The 16,203-nt window shown below is 61.9% G+C and carries 16 protein-coding genes and 2 tRNA genes; 15 read left to right on the forward strand and 3 right to left on the reverse strand.

Features of this window, described 5'->3' with window-relative positions:
- Positions 1 to 168 precede the first annotated feature (168 nt).
- Entirely contained in the window at positions 169 to 315 is a 147-nt protein-coding gene (locus tag LPW11_RS16290; RefSeq protein ID WP_230994932.1) for a hypothetical protein, read from the reverse strand.
- A gap of 156 nt (positions 316 to 471) precedes the next feature.
- On the opposite strand from LPW11_RS16290, the gene LPW11_RS16295 reads away from it, so the two are divergent.
- A complete protein-coding gene (locus LPW11_RS16295; protein ID WP_230994933.1) occupies positions 472 to 4,488 on the forward strand; it encodes a toll/interleukin-1 receptor domain-containing protein in 4,017 nt (1,338 codons plus the stop codon).
- A gap of 419 nt (positions 4,489 to 4,907) precedes the next feature.
- Here the strand turns inward: LPW11_RS16295 and LPW11_RS16300 are convergent.
- Positions 4,908 to 4,982: transfer RNA gene (locus LPW11_RS16300), tRNA-Val, on the reverse strand.
- A 158-nt stretch (positions 4,983 to 5,140) separates the two neighbouring features.
- On the opposite strand from LPW11_RS16300, the gene LPW11_RS16305 reads away from it, so the two are divergent.
- The 12 genes from LPW11_RS16305 (at position 5,141) to LPW11_RS16360 (ending at position 14,909) form a co-directional block, all read left to right on the forward strand.
- Positions 5,141 to 5,887, forward strand: coding sequence for an enoyl-CoA hydratase/isomerase family protein (locus tag LPW11_RS16305; protein ID WP_230994934.1), 747 nt, complete (start codon positions 5,141 to 5,143; stop codon positions 5,885 to 5,887).
- Complete coding sequence (locus tag LPW11_RS16310) at positions 5,887 to 6,414, forward strand: cob(I)yrinic acid a,c-diamide adenosyltransferase (protein WP_230994935.1); 528 nt, start codon at positions 5,887 to 5,889, stop codon at positions 6,412 to 6,414. The genes LPW11_RS16305 and LPW11_RS16310 overlap by 1 nt, the downstream gene beginning before the upstream one ends.
- Before the next feature lie 207 nt (positions 6,415 to 6,621).
- Positions 6,622 to 7,026 (forward strand): cobalamin B12-binding domain-containing protein, encoded by a 405-nt coding sequence (locus tag LPW11_RS16315; RefSeq protein ID WP_230994936.1) that lies wholly within the window; start codon positions 6,622 to 6,624, stop codon positions 7,024 to 7,026.
- A 339-nt stretch (positions 7,027 to 7,365) separates the two neighbouring features.
- On the forward strand, positions 7,366 to 8,304 hold the full coding sequence (locus LPW11_RS16320) for an enoyl-CoA hydratase/isomerase family protein (protein WP_230994937.1): 939 nt from the start codon (positions 7,366 to 7,368) through the stop codon (positions 8,302 to 8,304).
- Positions 8,301 to 9,245, forward strand: a complete 945-nt coding sequence (gene meaB / locus LPW11_RS16325) for a methylmalonyl Co-A mutase-associated GTPase MeaB (protein WP_230994938.1) — start codon at positions 8,301 to 8,303, stop codon at positions 9,243 to 9,245. The genes LPW11_RS16320 and meaB overlap by 4 nt, the downstream gene beginning before the upstream one ends.
- A gap of 158 nt (positions 9,246 to 9,403) precedes the next feature.
- Entirely contained in the window at positions 9,404 to 10,243 is an 840-nt protein-coding gene (locus tag LPW11_RS16330) for a L,D-transpeptidase (RefSeq protein WP_230994939.1), read from the forward strand.
- Between the two features lie 111 nt (positions 10,244 to 10,354).
- Positions 10,355 to 10,984: a DedA family protein gene (locus tag LPW11_RS16335; RefSeq protein WP_230994940.1), complete on the forward strand. Its 630-nt coding sequence runs from the start codon at positions 10,355 to 10,357 to the stop codon at positions 10,982 to 10,984.
- Positions 10,985 to 11,001: 17 nt separating this feature from the next.
- A complete protein-coding gene (locus tag LPW11_RS16340) occupies positions 11,002 to 11,748 on the forward strand; it encodes an RNA methyltransferase (protein WP_230994941.1) in 747 nt (248 codons plus the stop codon).
- Entirely contained in the window at positions 11,745 to 12,041 is a 297-nt protein-coding gene (locus LPW11_RS16345) for a SemiSWEET family sugar transporter (RefSeq protein ID WP_230994942.1), read from the forward strand. Before LPW11_RS16340 ends, LPW11_RS16345 begins: the two co-directional genes overlap by 4 nt.
- A gap of 376 nt (positions 12,042 to 12,417) precedes the next feature.
- Positions 12,418 to 13,164: a 5'/3'-nucleotidase SurE gene (gene surE, locus LPW11_RS16350; protein ID WP_230994943.1), complete on the forward strand. Its 747-nt coding sequence runs from the start codon at positions 12,418 to 12,420 to the stop codon at positions 13,162 to 13,164.
- Between the two features lie 59 nt (positions 13,165 to 13,223).
- Positions 13,224 to 13,874, forward strand: coding sequence for a protein-L-isoaspartate(D-aspartate) O-methyltransferase (locus tag LPW11_RS16355; RefSeq protein ID WP_230994944.1), 651 nt, complete (start codon positions 13,224 to 13,226; stop codon positions 13,872 to 13,874).
- 30 nt (positions 13,875 to 13,904) lie between these two features.
- Positions 13,905 to 14,909 carry a sigma-70 family RNA polymerase sigma factor gene (locus LPW11_RS16360; protein ID WP_230994945.1) on the forward strand — a complete coding sequence of 335 codons (1,005 nt, stop codon included), beginning with the start codon at positions 13,905 to 13,907 and terminating at the stop codon, positions 14,907 to 14,909.
- Positions 14,910 to 14,924: 15 nt separating this feature from the next.
- On the opposite strand, the gene LPW11_RS16365 is transcribed toward LPW11_RS16360, so the two are convergent.
- The gene (locus LPW11_RS16365; protein ID WP_230994946.1) at positions 14,925 to 15,134 is read right to left on the reverse strand and encodes a hypothetical protein; all 210 of its coding nucleotides are present in this window, start codon (positions 15,132 to 15,134) and stop codon (positions 14,925 to 14,927) included.
- Between the two features lie 275 nt (positions 15,135 to 15,409).
- Between LPW11_RS16365 and LPW11_RS16370 the strand changes: the two genes are divergently transcribed.
- Entirely contained in the window at positions 15,410 to 15,925 is a 516-nt protein-coding gene (locus tag LPW11_RS16370; RefSeq protein WP_230994947.1) for an adenine phosphoribosyltransferase, read from the forward strand.
- Between the two features lie 54 nt (positions 15,926 to 15,979).
- Positions 15,980 to 16,056, forward strand: a tRNA-Arg gene (locus tag LPW11_RS16375).
- Positions 16,057 to 16,203 lie beyond the last annotated feature (147 nt).

Below are 16,203 nucleotides of genomic sequence, written 5' to 3' on the forward strand. Positions count from 1 at the left end.
AAACTAATATTCTTATGGGCGTCCCTCTGTCTCCCCAGAAAATGGCGTCTTTGCCATCGAAACCAAGGGGCGGGCTAAGCTCGACAGGGGGAGGGGGCAGGAAGATGTCCGGGTCGTAAAAGAAGAGGGGGACGCCCATAAATTTATAAGTTGGGGGGTCGCCGAAACTTATAAACTTATGGGCGTCCCCTCCGCAGCCTGGGAAAGGGTGACCGACCAGGTGGCGGGGGTGAAGTAGGCGATGAGGGTGCGGTTCTTGTTGTAAGGGGAGTCCACCGTATAGGAGGTGCTGGGGGGGTAAAGTGGGACGCCCATAAGTTGATAAGTTTCTGATGCGGAAACTGATATTCTTATGGGCGTCCCTCTGTATCCCCTGGGCGTCCCTCTGTCTCCCCCGGTTCTGCAGACCTAGCCAATTCAGGATGAAAACGAGCGGCTGACTCTTTCCGGCCCCCGTTCCCGGAGGCATCAATGACAGGCCAAACCGAGCAGTCACCCCTCCCGGTTGCACCGCGCCGGGTTTTTCTGTCCTATGCGCGCGCCGACGGCCGCGACTTCGCGAAAGACCTCCATGAACGCCTCGAGAAGTTGGGGCACGTGGTGTGGCGGGACACGGTGGACATGGCAGGCGGACAGGACTGGTGGGTGCAGATAGAGGACCGCATCAGGCAGGCGGACACGGCCGTGCTGGTGGTGACCCCTGCCGCCATGAAGTCTCCGGTGGTTCATCGCGAGTGGCTGCACGCCCGCCGCATCGGCACACCCTGCTTTCCCGTCACCGCCGACGCTGAGGTATTCAAGTCGGCGCCCCGATGGCTGGGGCAGGTGGACGTATTCGTCCTGGCGCCGGGGCATCCGGACCTCGCCACCACCTGGCTGCGCTTCGCGGACCAGATCCAGAGCCCCCCGCCCATCCGCCCCGTCCCCTTCATGGTCCCCGGCCTGCCTCCGGAGTTCGTCCCTCGCGACCGCCCCAGGGGCTCGTTGGTGCGGTCGTTCCTCGATGACCAAGGGGAAGAGCCGGCGTTTGCGACCGCAATCGTGGAGGGGCCGCCCGGTTTCGGGAAGACGGTCCTGGCGCAGGAGGTCTGCCACGACCAGAAGATCGTGGAAGCCTTCACCGGCGGGATACTGTGGGTGAGCCTCGGGGAGCACGGGCAGGGGGCGCTTTCCGGCATGAACGCCTTGGTGAGCGCACTCAGCGGAGCGCCGGTGGCCTTCAACACTCCCGAGGAGGGGGAACCGAGGCTGACCGGACTTCTCGCGGCGCGCGACTGTCTTCTCGTGCTGGACGACGTGTGGGACGCAGCCCACGCCGCGCCGTTTCTCGCCTCGATGCACGTCGCCCGTCTCATCACCACCCGCAGTGCCGACGCGGTGGCTGTTAAGGATGCCTCCGTATGCTTCCTGGACGAGATGGAACCGGAGGAAGCCGCCCACACCCTATTCAACTTCCTGCCGTCGAAGGACCTCGACGCCGACGGTGAAACGGTCCGATCCTCCCTCGCCGTCCTCGCCGGCAGACTAGGTGAGTGGCCGCTCCTTCTCGGTATCTTCGGCGGCACGCTGCGGACGGAGATCGAGGTGCGCCGCCGAAGCTTCCTCGCCGCCGTAAAATGGCTTCAGGAAGGGCTGGAGGAGGTGGGACTCACCGCCTTCGACCGTCGCAGTTCCGAGGACCGCAGCGCCGCCCTCGGCAAAAGCGTGGAACTGAGCTTGAGGCCGTACACGGAAGTTGAACGCCGGCGGCTCTTCGAACTGGCGGTCTTCCCTCCCGGGGAGCGGATCCCCGAGGAGGTGGCCCTGCGGCTGTGGTCGGCCACCTCTTCGATGAAGCACTTCGCGGGGCAGCGCCTGCTGCTGGAATTCGGAGGGACTTTCTTCCGCTTCGCCGCGGAAGGGAAGAGCGACTCCCTCGCCCTCCGCTTCCACGATGCGCTGCGGGAGTACCTGGCGGCACAGCTGTCGGCATCGTGCGTGAAGGAGGTGCACCGCCTGCTCGTCGGCTCCTATCTCCCGCCGGGCGCGACTCCCGACGGCGTGGCGGATGACGGCTACCTCTACGACCACCTCGCCTACCACCTGCGATCCGGCGGGGACGGCCAGGCGCTCCACGCCCTCTTCAAGGATCCGCGCTGGTTTCTCGCGAGATTTTCCCAGCGTTCCGGTACCTACGACGGCCTCCTCGCCGACGTGAAAGAGGCCTCCGATGCAGCCTTCGATGCCGCCGGAGCCTGGATCGCGGCCGGCGACCCACCAGGCGCGGTCGTCGAGCTCGCGCGCTACCGTCTGATGCGCTCCACGGTATATGGGCTCGCCAATCGACTACCTACCGAACTCGCCATGCGGGCAGTCGAACTCGGGCTTCGCACTCCGCTGCAACTCGTCAGCATCGCCGCATCCGTGCCCGACCCGTCCGATCGCGTGCGCATGCTTCAGCGTCTCCTGGACATGGGATCGGGGCTGGCGAACTACCGAAAGGACGTTGAGAGATTGGCAGTACAAACGGCTCTGGAATGGCGGGAACCGTCGGTTTATGCACTGGCCGAGCTGGCCGACCGTCTTCAGGGCGCGCAGCGGGACGCCGTGCTGCGGCAGGCGCTAAAAGCCGCCAGAGACAACGTGGCGACCTTTGCCGCCCTTTCGCGCGACCAAGAGTCGCTGGGCATCCGTGACTCCTACTCTTCGGAGCGGGAGCTCGCGCACGCTCTCGCCGCATTGGCGGGACGATTGGCCTGCGAGGACCGCAAGGCGGTCACCGCGGAGGGCCTCGGCATCGCCCGGGGCATGACGGATGTCAAGGAGCGTGCACACGCGTTGGCTGCGTGGATGAAAGTAACTGAAGGGGATGCCGGCCGCACCTGCTACCTCGAGGCGCTCAAGGCCGCGAGAGAGGTCGAAAACCAGCAGGAAAGACTCTTTGCCCTCTCCGCCATCTCCCTCCATGCCGGTGCCGACGACAGGCGCGAGCTTCTCGACCACATCTGGAAAGAAGCGGCGTCCATAAGCGACGAACCATGGCGCGCTTTCTGCCTGGTGGGGGCCGTAGCGCAGTTCGATGACGATCGGCGCCGGCAATGCGTGGAACTCGCGCTGCGCTGCGTGGCGATCGAGCGCGAGAATCAGGCTGAGGCATGGGCGACAGGCCACGTGCTGATCCCGAAGGTACAGCCTCTGCTCGCACTGCTGGTTCCTTCACTTTTTCCTGGTGAGTTATCGGAGCTCAGGGCGGTCATCGAGAAGAGTCGCCCTAGCCAACTCTCCGTACGGATGGTCCTGCTTGAACTGGGTCTTCCCCTGACGGACCGTGATGTCGAGGCGCTCTTCGAGGAGATACTGGAACGTCGCCGTCTTCATTACGGCAATGAACGGTGGCCTTCCGAATTTGCCAAGCTTGCGCCGCACCTACCAGAAGCCATTGTCACGAGAGCTCTCGATCATGCAAAAGAGATCTCAAACGAGGAGTCGTGGGCGCTCGCCGATCTTCAGTCGATCGGCGGCAGCGAAGGGGGGGCAGACACTTTCCCCGGTGCCACGGATCATGGAGACTCCGGTATGGGGAGCAGCTGGCTGCTGAAAACGGGCGCGCCGCCCATGGACGCTGAACAGCTTTCCCTGGAACTCCAAAGGGTCGAGCAACTTCCGAGCGAGAGAGAAAAGACCCATGCCCTCCTACCGCTCATCTCGCAACTCCCGGTTGCCAACCTGCACGAGCCGTGGCGCATCGCCGCCGGCATTCACGACGGCTGGTACAGGTCGCAACCTCTCGCCGCGCTTTCGCTGCGCCTTGCCGGCGGGGAGCGCGACCGGGCGGCGAGCGAGGCCGTCGCGGCTCTTCTCGAGCCTGGTCCGGCGAATGCAGACCGCCGCGCCTGTATCATCGAGCAACTTGTTCCCGTTCTGACCTTGTCACTCGTGACCCGGCTGTTACACGGCGTAGCGGCTTTCGAAGAATGGGGGCGCATCCGTGCCCTGAAGGCGTTCTTTCCGCTGGTGCAGTCCGATAACCTCGAGGATGCGCTCGCCGCGGTGCGGGGTGTCACCAACGACAGCACCAAGGCTGAGTTGCTGCAGTTGCTGGTGCGCCCTTTCGGTGAAGACGAGATGCTGAAAATCGCGGAGGCAGCCGAGGAGATCGCCGACGAGTCTTGCCGCGTGCCCCTGCTGGAGCTAATCTCCGGGCACGTCTTCGGCCGCGCCCACGACACGGCCTGGGCTGCGGCCAAACGGCTGTCGCTGTCCCGGGACCGGGCAAAGGTCATGGCGCGGTTGTTGCCCGCCGCCGCTTCGAAGAAGGAAGCGCTTTTGGCGCTCGTGCGGGGAGAGTTGGCGGATGCCCTGCATCACGGACCTCAAGAGTCGCGCGCTCAGGTTCTTTCCTTCCTGGCGGACCGGCACCTCTTCGCCGGTCCAGTGCTTGACGCCGTGACGGTGGAGGGTGTCATCCAGGCGGCCAACGAAATTTGCAGCGAATGGCCGTGGCAATAGAGGAGTCATGAGGCTGAGCCGGCGCCGTGAGTGCTGCGTGACATCTTCACGGCGGGATGGAGAAGGGGAAAGCTTTCGTGGCAAGGAGGGGACCCAGAGCCGGACATTGCTGCCTCGTGTTTCTCTCCTCTGGCAGCGACTCCGCGAATGCATGTCTCGATGGCGGAAAAGAGCCTGGGAAACTCTATGGGCGCCGGGATGGCGAAGAGGGAGGGGTCAAGGCTCCACAATTCACGAAGTGCGTGGAATGTGGAGCCCCGACCCCTTCTATTTCCGACCCCTTCTATTTCCACAGAGATGCGGCGTATTCCGCGGACACTGTACAGATTTACAAGGGGGAGGCGAAGCGAATGGGTGGCGGGACGGGGATGGTGATGCAGAAACGAAAAAAGCGCCTTTCGGCGCTTTTGCTGTTTTCATGGTGGGCGATACTGGGATCGAACCAGTGACTTCTACCGTGTGAAGGTAGCACTCTCCCGCTGAGTTAATCGCCCATGTGGTCAACTTAAATAACAGATGCCCCTTTGGTTGTCAACGTTAATTTTCCCCGCAGGGAGACGAGTCGGTCTCTCCCCCCGTAACTTCCGCAAGTTGCGATTCGCCTTGACTCCTTTCGTTAGCTGTTGCTATATTCGGCCCGGCCGGAGGTTGTATGTATACAGAAAACGACATGCTGGAGTTGGTACTGGAAGAGGGGATTGTCACCCTTTCTCTTAAGGAGTGTCCTCTCAACGTCGACCTGCTGCGCGTACTCGGCGATACCTTTGCGCGCCTCGCGGGCGATCGTGACGTCGCCGGTATCCTTATAACAAGTTTCGGGCCGGAGGCGGATGCGCCGCACTCTCTTGCGCCGTCTGCGTATGCCCAGCTTGGACAGCAGGTGATGTTTGCGCTGGAAGGGGTGGGGAAGCCGGTCATTGCTGCGGCTTCCGGGCCGACTGTCGGCGCTGCTTTTGAGCTTGCCCTGGCCTGCGACTTCATTGTGGCTTCGCCGTCGGCTAGCTTCGGCTTTCCCGGCATCCTGCGGGGGGAGCTACCCTGCTTCGGCGGGACGCAGAGGCTCACCAAGGCGGTCGGAAAGGCGCGTGCCAAGGAGATGCTCTTTACAGGAGCCGCGATCGGCGTGGACGAGGGGCTGGCGCACGGACTGGTGAACAGGATCTATCCGGATGATGAAGTAATCTCCGCCGCGCGCGGATTGTTGGCGACTATCTGTAATCAGGGGACGCTGGCGATCAGGATGGCGAAGGAGATCGTGGATGCGGGGCACGGCCTCGACCTCAGGCGCGGCTGCTTGCTTGAGCGGGATGCATTTGCGCTCTGTTTCGCGACGGAGGACCAGAGGGAGGGGATGGGCTCCTTCCTCGAGCGCAGGCCCGCCAATTTCAAAGGAAAATGATGCGTCTCGAACAAGGCTACGTGCAGGTTTATACCGGCAACTGCAAGGGGAAGACGACTGCCGCCCTTGGCCTCGCGCTGCGTGCTGCCGGGCGTGAGCTCATGGTGTACATGATCCAGTTCATGAAGGGTGGCGGCCCGTACGGGGAGCACCTCGCGGCGGAGAAGCTCGCGCCTTTCCTCACCATCGTGCAGACCGGTGGAAAAGGGTGGGTGAGGGAGAACCCGACGCAGTCGGACAGGGATCTCGCGGCGGAAGGGTTTGCGCTGGCGCGGGAGGTGGTTTTAGGCGGCGCCTATGATGTCGTTATCCTCGACGAGATAAATGGTGCGGTGTCGAAAGGGCTGGTGCCCGTGGAGGACCTGCTGCAGCTCATCGCCGAAAAGCCGAAGCATGTCGAGCTCGTGCTGACGGGGCGCAATGCCCACGAAAGGGTGATCGAGGTGGCGGATCTTGTCACGGAGATGCGGGAGATAAAGCATTATTACAAGGCGGGCGTCAAGGCTCGGGTCGGGATTGAGATGTAGGTGCGGAACCCCATCCCCACCCTGTCCCTCCCCTTGAAAGGGAGGGGACGTTTGGGACGGGGCTCTGGCTGAAGATGGGGTTACGGTTGCGGGGGCGTGCTTGATGGCCCGCCTGAAGCTTCGTCGTCGCAAAGTCTCCTGGAGAGCGATGGCTCCATGGACGGTTACAGCTGATTTGTTATTAGAGGTTCTTAGAGGAGGTTGCGCGTGGCTGAAAGAAGATTGCGTGTGCTGGTCGGGAAGCCGGGGCTGGATGGCCATGACAGAGGGGCGAAAATCATTGCGCGCGCTTTTCGCGATGCTGGTTTCGAGGTTATCTATACCGGCCTGCACCAGACTGCGGAACAGTTGGTCGCGGCCGCGATCCAGGAGGATGTGGATTGCATGGGCGTTTCCATCCTTTCCGGCGCCCACAACACGCTTCTTCCCCATATCTGTACGCTCCTCAAGGAAAAGGATGCTGACGATATCGTCGTCTTTGCCGGCGGCGTGATCCCTGAAGAGGATATCCCGGGGCTGAAGGCGGCGGGAATCCGCGAGGTCTTCACGCCGGGCGCTTCCACTGAGGCGATCGTCGCGTGGCTGCGCGAGCAGGTTCCGCCGCGGACGTAGGCGAGTTGCCTGGATGCGGGATTGGGTCTGGCGCAAAACCTACCCGGCCGTGCTCGCTTGGGTCGTCGCCATCGCGAAGCCATCCCGTAGAACCTGTGGCGGCTTTGCCGCCATCGCAGGCAGGATGCCTACGCTCCAGCGCGATGGCCAGCACTACCGCCGATGAAGAATAGCGATGCGGACAGCCTTTCTCGCGGCTTCAGCAGGGGCGGGGCTACAGGGAGATCTTCGACGGGTGGCGGCTTACGGGGCAGCTCGATGCACGGATCCGCTTCGTAACCTTTCCTTCGCCATCCGCACCAGATGATGATTGCTTCCTGCCGGTTACCAAATACCACTATGTCCTATACCAAACTCTCCATCACTACTGCAAACGGCGTCGGATACCTGATGCTCGACTCCGGCGGGCGCTTCAATACCCTCTCGATCGGGACGCTGCGGGAGATCTCCGCTGCCTTTAAAGAGCTTTCGGCGGATCCGGCGGCGACGGTTATAGTCATCTCCGGTTTTCCCGGGGAGTCCTTTGCCGTCGGTGCCAACATCGCTGAGATGCTGGAATTCTCCCCCGGTGACGCGCTGGCTTTTGCCGACGTCGGGCAGGCTCTCTTTGAGATGATGGAGGACGCGGATAAGCCTGTCATCGCTGCCCTCAACGGCATAACCATGGGAGGGGGATGCGACCTCTCCCTTGCCTGCGACCTGCGACTCGCCAGCGACAGCCTCCGCGTTGCCCATCCCGGCGCGCGGCTCGGGATACTTACCGGCTTCTGCGGAACTCAGAAGCTGCCACGACTTATCGGCAGGGGGCGCGCGCTGGAGGTTTTTATGACCGCTGCAACCTATAACGCAGCAGACGCTCTCGCCATGGGGTATGTGAGCCGCGTATTTCCGCAGGAGACCTTCTGGCAGGAGGTGACGGCCTTCGCGGAAGCGCTGGCGCAACGCCCCGTGGAGCTCCTTGCCACTGCGAAGACGCTGGTGAATTGCGCCGAGGACGTGGAGCTCAAAAGCGGCTGCGCCCTGGAGCGCGCCTCTTACGTCGCCCGCAAAAAAGGTTCTTCGGGGGATTCCGGCGGAACGCAGGTCAATCCTCCCCGTCCGTTGACGGGAGGGGAACAGGGGGGGGGTGACGCTGCCATCTGCTGCAACGGTGGCACCTTCCCCCCCACCCTGTCCCTCCCCCGCAAGGGGGGAGGGGACGTTTCTGCCGCGTCTTCCCCGAAAACTGCAAGCATCCTCACAAAAGGTGCGACTGCTACGAAAGGGACCATTTCATGAGCCTTGCCGAACGGGTGCTGGCCGGCGATGTGCGGGCCGCGGCGCGCCTGATGCGCGATATCGACGACCGCATGCCGAGCGCGGTGCAGGAGCTTAAGTCCCTCCACCCGCACACGGGCAGGGCCTACATCCTCGGACTCACCGGTCCGCCGGGTGCGGGTAAGTCGACCCTGGTGGACCAGATGATCGAGGCATACCGGAAGAGGGGGCTGCGCGTCGGGGTCGTCGCGGTCGATCCCACGAGCCCGTACACGGGCGGGGCCATTCTCGGGGACCGCGTGCGCATGAACCGGCACGCGGAGGATCCGGGTGTCTTCATCCGCAGTCTCGCTACCCGCGGCGCCCTCGGCGGGCTCTCCCGATCGACCATGGACGTGGTGAACGTGATGGATGCCATGGGGATGGATGTGGTCCTCGTGGAGACGGTCGGGGTGGGGCAGGACGAGATAGACATCGCCGGCTCGGCCCACAGCACCGTCGTCGTCATGGTGCCGGGGCTCGGGGACGATATCCAGGCGATCAAGGCGGGGATCCTGGAGATCGGCGACCTCTTCGTGGTGAACAAGGCGGACCGCGACGGGGCGGAGCGGACGGTGCGCGAATTGCGCAGCATGCTGGAGATGCGCCACCCCGCGCCGGAGGCGTGGCAGCCCCGCGTGCTGAAGACGGAGGCTTTCAGGGGGGTCGGTGTCGAGGAGCTGGTGCAGGAGCTGGAGGCGCATCGCGCGTTCCTCTCTCAGACCGACACCTTGCGCAGGGTAATAGAGGAACGGAACGCACGGGTCTTTGGGGAGACATTGAAAGAGGAGCTCTACGCAATGGTTCTGCAGGGGCTGATAGAGAGCGGCGCGTATAATGAGCTCATGCAGCGGCTGCACAGTCGCGCCACCGATCCGTACAGTGCCGTAGAAGAGGTCATGGCGCGGACTTCTTTTACTTGACCCACTTTGGCAAAAGTGTTATCACTGCGACGCAGCAGGCTTTTTCTGAATGGTTGTTAGTTAGCGTCACCCGGCTTCTGCGGCGGCCGGGGCTAAATCTGGAATCGAGCAGGACCATGGGGCGAGAGCCCCATTATGTTTTTGGGGGAATGTAGTAAATGCTTCGTAAGTTTGCCTTCTTTTTCGCTCTGGCTATTTTCGCCGGCATCGTGGTGTACAATCCGCTGGCAACGTCGGACCCCGGCGCCAACCCCAAAGACCCCGCCCGTGAGGACCTTTCCCGCGTGGAATACCCAAGCCTCGCCGGTATCGCCTGGCGGCCGCACTTCATGATGCCTTCGGAGACGCTGGAGTCTCTCTTTGGCGAAGACTGGCCCTACGTGGCGCGTTTCAACCGCATCGACCGTCGTCACGTCTACCCGGGGATGACCATCAAGGTCCCCCTGGACATGAATACCTGCAGGAAGTACACGCCGATGCCCGAGGAATACGAGCCGGCACGCAATCACGAGAAATACATCCTCATCGATCTGACGGAGCAGTGGATGGGCGCCTACCAGTACGGCAAGCTCGTTTTCTCCGTTCCGGCAGCGACCGGTGCCGCGGGTCATGAGACGCCGGTCGGGATCTTCCAGGTCGACGCCCGCCACAAGAATCATACCTCCTCCCTGTACAAGACCGAGGACCAGACTGCGCAGTACCCGATGGACAATGCGATCCGCTTTCACGTCGGGGCGGACAACGTCTCCTACTGGATTCACGCGAGGGACCTCCCCGGGAAGCCCGCCTCGCACGGATGCGTCGGGCTCTACGACGAGGGGATGCAGAACCGGGTGTACGGCATTCCCGAGCGCCCGGTGCTCCTGGACTCGGAGCGCCTCTACGCCTGGGCGGTGGGGGACGACGTTTACGAGGAAGCGGATTCGGGCGAACTGGAGCTCGTGGAGGACGGCCCGATGGTGGAGGTGCGGGGGGCCAACCCGGTCTACCGCAGGTGACAGCGGACGTCGCGGGGCGATAGCGCCTTGACCTCGGCGGGGGGTAGGGGGGACAATGTGTAAAGCCTGAAAGCGAGCTGAACCGAACCTACTTGAACTGCCGGAGTCTTCGTGCAAGAGCTTCTCAGGGATTATCTGCAGGTACACGGATACTGGGTCCTTTTCCTCGGGACCTTTCTGGAAGGGGAAGCGATCCTCATCTTCGCCGGGTTCATGGCCTTCCAGGGATACCTCAATATCTACGGCGTCATCCTCGCCGCCCTTGCCGGCTCTTTTCTCGGGGACCAGGCGTACTTCTACCTCGGGCGCCTCAAAGGGCAGTTCCTCCTCAGGGTCTTCACCACCGTCTCCAAGAAGTTCCGCAAGGGGCTCCTGCTCATCGAGCGCTACGGCAACTTCGTCGCTTTCGCCTCGCGCTACACCTACGGCTTCAGGATACTGCTCCCCATCATCCTCGGGATGACCACCTTTTCCAGCCGCAAGTTCCTGATCCTCAACCTGGTCAGCGCCCTTTCCTGGTCGATCATCTTTGCGCTCTGCGGCTTCCTCTTCGGGAAGGGTGCATCCTTTTTCTTCGACGACCTGGAGCGGTACGAGCCGTATCTGCTCCTCGCGCTGGCGCTTCTTGTGGTCTGCGCCTACATCGCCCACTATCTCGCCCACTGCTGGCGCAGAAGGAAGAGATACCAGCGCCTGAAGAAACGGCGCGAAAGCAGAAATGACACCTCGCAGGCGGGGTGAGGAGGATCTGTTATTTTATGCAGCTGAAAGATAGAGTGAGCATCGTCCTCGTCGGGACCCAGAGCCCCGGCAACATAGGCATGGTCTGCCGCGCAATGAAGAACATGGGGCTGTACGACCTGCGGCTGGTGAACCCATGCGAGGTGAATCACCCGGAGGCGCTGAAGTTCGCGGTCTCGGCGCGCGATCTCCTGGAGTCGGCGCGCATATTCACGTCGCTCCCCGAGGCGATCGCCGACTGCGAATTCTCCGTCGCCACCACAAGGCGGCACGGCAAATACCGCCAGGAGATCCAGAACCCGGACGAGGTGGTCTCCCGCTTCGCCTCGTGCCCCCCGCACAGCAGGCTCGCGCTCGTCTTCGGAAGGGAGGACAACGGCCTCACCACCGAGGAGGTGGCGCTTTGCCGCTGGCAGTCGACGATCCCCACCGGGGACGAATACGGTTCGCTGAACCTCTCCCAGGCTGTGCTGATTTTCTGCTACGAGCTCTTCAGGGGAACGGTAACGGCTCCCGCAGAGCCCGTCGCCGTGAGGGAACTGGCGGGTCCTGAGGCGCTGGAGCACCTCTACGGACAGATGGAGCGCACCCTCCTGCGCATCGGCTTTCTGAACCCTCAAAATCCGGACCACATCATGCGCACCATGCGGCGCATCTACGCCCGGGCGGAGCTGGACGAGCGCGAGGTGTCGGTGCTGCGCGGCATGCTCTCGCAGATCGACTGGGCAGCGTCCGAGTTCAAGGGGAAAAAAGGACAGCAATGACGGTAGATACCTCCCTCGGCCTCCTGGCCGGGGCCATCACCAGCGGCGCGGCAATCCCCCAGGTCCTGCGCACCTTCCGCACGAAGCAGGTGCGCGACCTCTCGATCTGGCAGCCGATACTCCTTGATATCGGTATGTCCCTCTGGCTCGCCTACGGCCTCCTCCTGAACGATCTCCCGCTCATCGCCGCGAATTCCTTCTCCATCATCTGCTACAGCGCGCTTATCGTCATGAAGGTGCGCTACGGCAGGGAAGAGGATCTGCCGTGTCGGGCTGAGTTTGATCCGGAGTAAGCGCGCTCACGCACCGGCGGCGTTTTCTGCCGTATCACCGAACCCGCCCCGCTGCGCCTTCTTTCCCGCCGTTCGGTACTCTCTTTGAGGAGGTTCCGTTTTCCATCATCTCCCCTTTAACAAAGGTTTCCGCCAACATTCCCCCATCTACCGCCTCTTTCAATTGTTAAAAAAAGCCCATTCTTTCGTTAAATATGCTAAAGTAATTTTCGTGCTTGCCAGATGTTAGAGATTGTTACTCTTTGGAGGGGGAGAGGCCTTAGTTGTCCACTGTCTTTTCCGATCGAGGGTCGTTCAAACCGGTGCAGCATTGATGATCTTCTCGCAAAAACACTTTGATCCCCATTGCATACAAGTCTCAGAAAGAAGGTGGCAGTTGAAGATACTTTTGACCAACGATGATGGAGTGCACGCTCCCGGCCTCGCTGCGCTCAGGAAACGGATCTCCGAGATTGCCGAAACTGTCGTCGTGGCACCGGACAGGGAGCAGAGCGCGGTGAGCCACTCCCTCACGCTGCATCATCCGCTGCGCGTCGTGAAGGTTTCCGAGAATGTATTCTCCGTCGACGGCACCCCGACCGACTGCGTCAACCTCGGGGTGCACAGCCTCCTTTCCTTCAAGCCGGACCTGGTCATTTCCGGGGTGAACCGCGGCGCCAACCTCGCCGACGACGTCACCTACTCTGGAACGGTGGCCGCGGCCCTCGAGGCGACGCTGATGGGGATACCCGCCTTTGCGATCTCGCTCGCTACCGCCGGGGATGGGGAGCACTACGACGCCGCGGCCCTCTTCGCTGCCCGGCTCGCTCGCACTGTCGTGGAGAAGGGGCTCCCCCCCGACACCTTCCTCAATGTGAACGTGCCGGACCTCGCGCACGACACCTTGCAGCCGCCCCTCATCACCTCCCAGGGGAAGAGGCGCTACGAGGGGACGATCGTCGACAAGGTCGATCCGCGCGGCAGGAGCTACTACTGGATCGGCACCGCCGACCTCAATCTGCAGGACCTTCCGGGGACCGATTACCACGCCGTTTCGCGCGGTCACATCTCGGTAACCCCCCTTCATTTCGACCTTACCAACTACGCGTCGCTGGAGGCGGTGAAGGGTTGGCAGATGCGCTGAAGCTGGACTTTTAGAGATTCATTTGCTATAAACTCCCCCTGCATCAGATCGGGGGGAAGATGGATTTTGCGGTAGCACGAAAGAGGATGGTAGAGGCTCAACTGGTGAAGCGGGGGATCACGGACCAGCGGGTCATAGGAGCCATGCTCAACATACCGAGGCACATATTCGTGGAGGAGGCGATGTCGGCGCAGGCCTACAGCGACGGGTCCCTCCCCATCGGAGAGAAGCAGACGATCTCGCAGCCGTTCATGGTGGCGAAGATGACCGAGATGTTGGAGCTCACCGGGCGCGAAAAGGTGCTGGAGCTCGGTACCGGCTCCGGATACCAGGCCGCTGTGCTCGCCACCCTGGCGGACCGGGTGTACACGGTGGAGAGGATTCGCCCGCTGGCCCTGAAGGCGCGGAAAGCCCTGGACAGCTTGGGCCTTTTGAATGTGAACTTAAGGATTGCCGATGGAACCGAAGGGTGGCCTGAGGAAGCACCCTTTGACGCCATACTCGTTACTGCAGGCGCCCCGGAGGTGCCGCAGTGTCTGGTCGACCAGCTCGCTATTGGAGGGCGGCTCGTCATCCCGGTGGGGGACAGGACGGACCAGCGGCTGGTGAGGGTGGTCAGAAATCCGGACGGCTCAGTCGTCGGGGATGTATCTCTTGATTGTCGATTCGTACGTCTGATTGGGAAACATGGCTGGAGCGAAGAGCCGTAGCTTGACGACTCTCTCATAAGGAGCCTGAGCATGCAGAACGACGAAATCGTAGAGGAGCAAAAAGACGGGCTGTTCATGGATGGCGACCAGGACCCCGATGCCCTGGAACTGGAAGAAGTCGAAGAAGAGGACACCCACGCCGAAGTAGAGGAGGAAGAGATAAAGGCGGCGGTGGTCGAGCACTTTGACGACGCAATCAAGCTCTACCTGCGCGAGATCCAGAAGACGAAGCTCCTCACCGCAGACGAGGAGAAGGAGCTCGCGGCGCGCATCGACAACGGGGACAAGGCGGCCAGAGACCGCATGATTGTTTCCAACCTGAGGCTGGTAGTAAAGATCGCCAAACGCTACATCAACCGCGGGCTCCCCTTCCTCGACCTGATCGAAGAGGGGAACATGGGGCTCATCAAGGCGGTCGAGCGTTTCAAGCTCAGCAAGGAGTGCCGTTTCTCCACCTACGCCACCTGGTGGATCAGGCAGTCGATCGAGCGTGCGCTGGTGAACCAGTCGCGCACCATCCGCCTTCCGGTGCACGTATCAGACGACATCAACAAGATGCTGCGGGTGACCCGTGAGCTGGTGCAGAAGATGAACCGGGAGCCGTCGATAAAGGAAGTAGCCGACGCCCTCGACGTGAACGTAACCTACGTGCGCCGTCTCATGGTGCTCCTGAAAAAGACCTATTCCATCGAGCGGCCGATGGGGGAGAACAACGACTACTTCCTCATCGACACCATCGAGGACACCTCCACCGTCTCGCCCGCGGTGCTGCTGGAAGACCTGAACAAGTACGAACTGGTGTCGAAGTGGTTTGACACCCTTTCGGACGGCGAGAAGAAGATCCTGACGCTCCGTTTCGGGCTCGACGACAAGGATCCGCAGACGCTGGACACCATCGGCAGGAGCTTCGGCGTGACCCGCGAGCGGATCAGGCAGATCGAGGCGAAGTCGCTGGAGAAGCTGAGAAAGATCGTGGAAGCGACTGACATCATGGGGAAGCAGCAACCCGCCAACACGACGACACCGACGAAATAGGGAAGGGGGGGCCTCTCACGGGAGGCTCCCGCCCCCAAGCGTCCCTTCGGTAACGACGAAGGGAGGGAGGACGGGGCCCATGTAGGCCGGAATAAGCGTCAGCGTTTCCGGCATCCCCGCCGGCCTCACCAGAGACGCCCCGCCCAACGTCCCCTCAGTACAGAGGAGAGGGGCAGGGAGGATGGGGTCCATGTAGGCCGGAATAAGCGCCAGCGTTTCCGGCATCCCCCGCCGGCCTCACCGGAGACGCCGGGCCCAACGGTCCCCTCAGGATAGAAGCGAGGTGCAGGGGGGAATTGAGGTCCACCGTAGGCCGGAATAAGCGCCAGCGTTTCCGGCATCCCCCGCCGACCTCACCGGAGACGCCCCGCCCAACGTCCTCTCCCTTTCAAGGGGAGGGCCAGGGTGGGGATGGGGTTTCACAGCAGCGTAACAACCCAGGCAACCTTCCGCCACGGGCATTGCAATAAAATAAGCAGACAAGGAGCGGCAACAGTCCAATGGACCAACTGAAAGACATCATCCGGGACGTCCCGGATTTCCCTAAGAAGGGGATCCTTTTCAAAGACATCACCACCCTGCTGGCCGACGCCAAGTCGTTCCAGCGCATGGTGGACCTTCTGGCCCACCGCTACATCGGCGAGAAGATCGACAAAGTCGTCGGGGTAGAGGCGCGCGGCTTCGTCATCGGCGCAGCGCTGGCATACAAACTCGGAGCCGGCATAGTACTGGTCAGGAAGCCGGGGAAGCTCCCCTCCGAGACCTTCAAAAAGACGTATGCGCTGGAGTACGGCACCGACACCCTGGAGATCCACACCGACGCCATCAAGCCGGGGGAGCGGGTGCTGATTGCCGACGACCTTCTGGCGACCGGCGGCACGATGGCCGCCGTCGTGGACATGGTGCAGACCATGGGGGGGGATCTTTTCGAGTGCTGCTTCATGGCAGAGCTGGAATTCCTGAACGGCCAGAAGAAACTGCCCGAAGGGAAGGTCTTCTCGCTGCTGAAATACTAATGAAATCACTTGCAAAGCAGGCGATGCTATAGTATATAGATCGTCTGACTTCAAGTCCCCGTAGCTCAGCAGGATAGAGCACTTCCCTCCTAAGGAAGGGGTCGGACGTTCGAATCGTCTCGGGGACGCCAAAAGAATCAAAGGGTTACGGCTTAGGCTGTAACCCTTTTTTTATGCTGGGTTGCGTATGGGTTGCAAGGTAGCTGTTTGCGGTTTTGTGAAGTGCATAGTAATGACTCCGCTGAAATCTGTTAATACGCGGGGAAGCCCTAGAGAAA

The organism is Geomonas sp. RF6 (assembly GCF_021044625.1).
GTDB lineage: Bacteria > Desulfobacterota > Desulfuromonadia > Geobacterales > Geobacteraceae > RF6.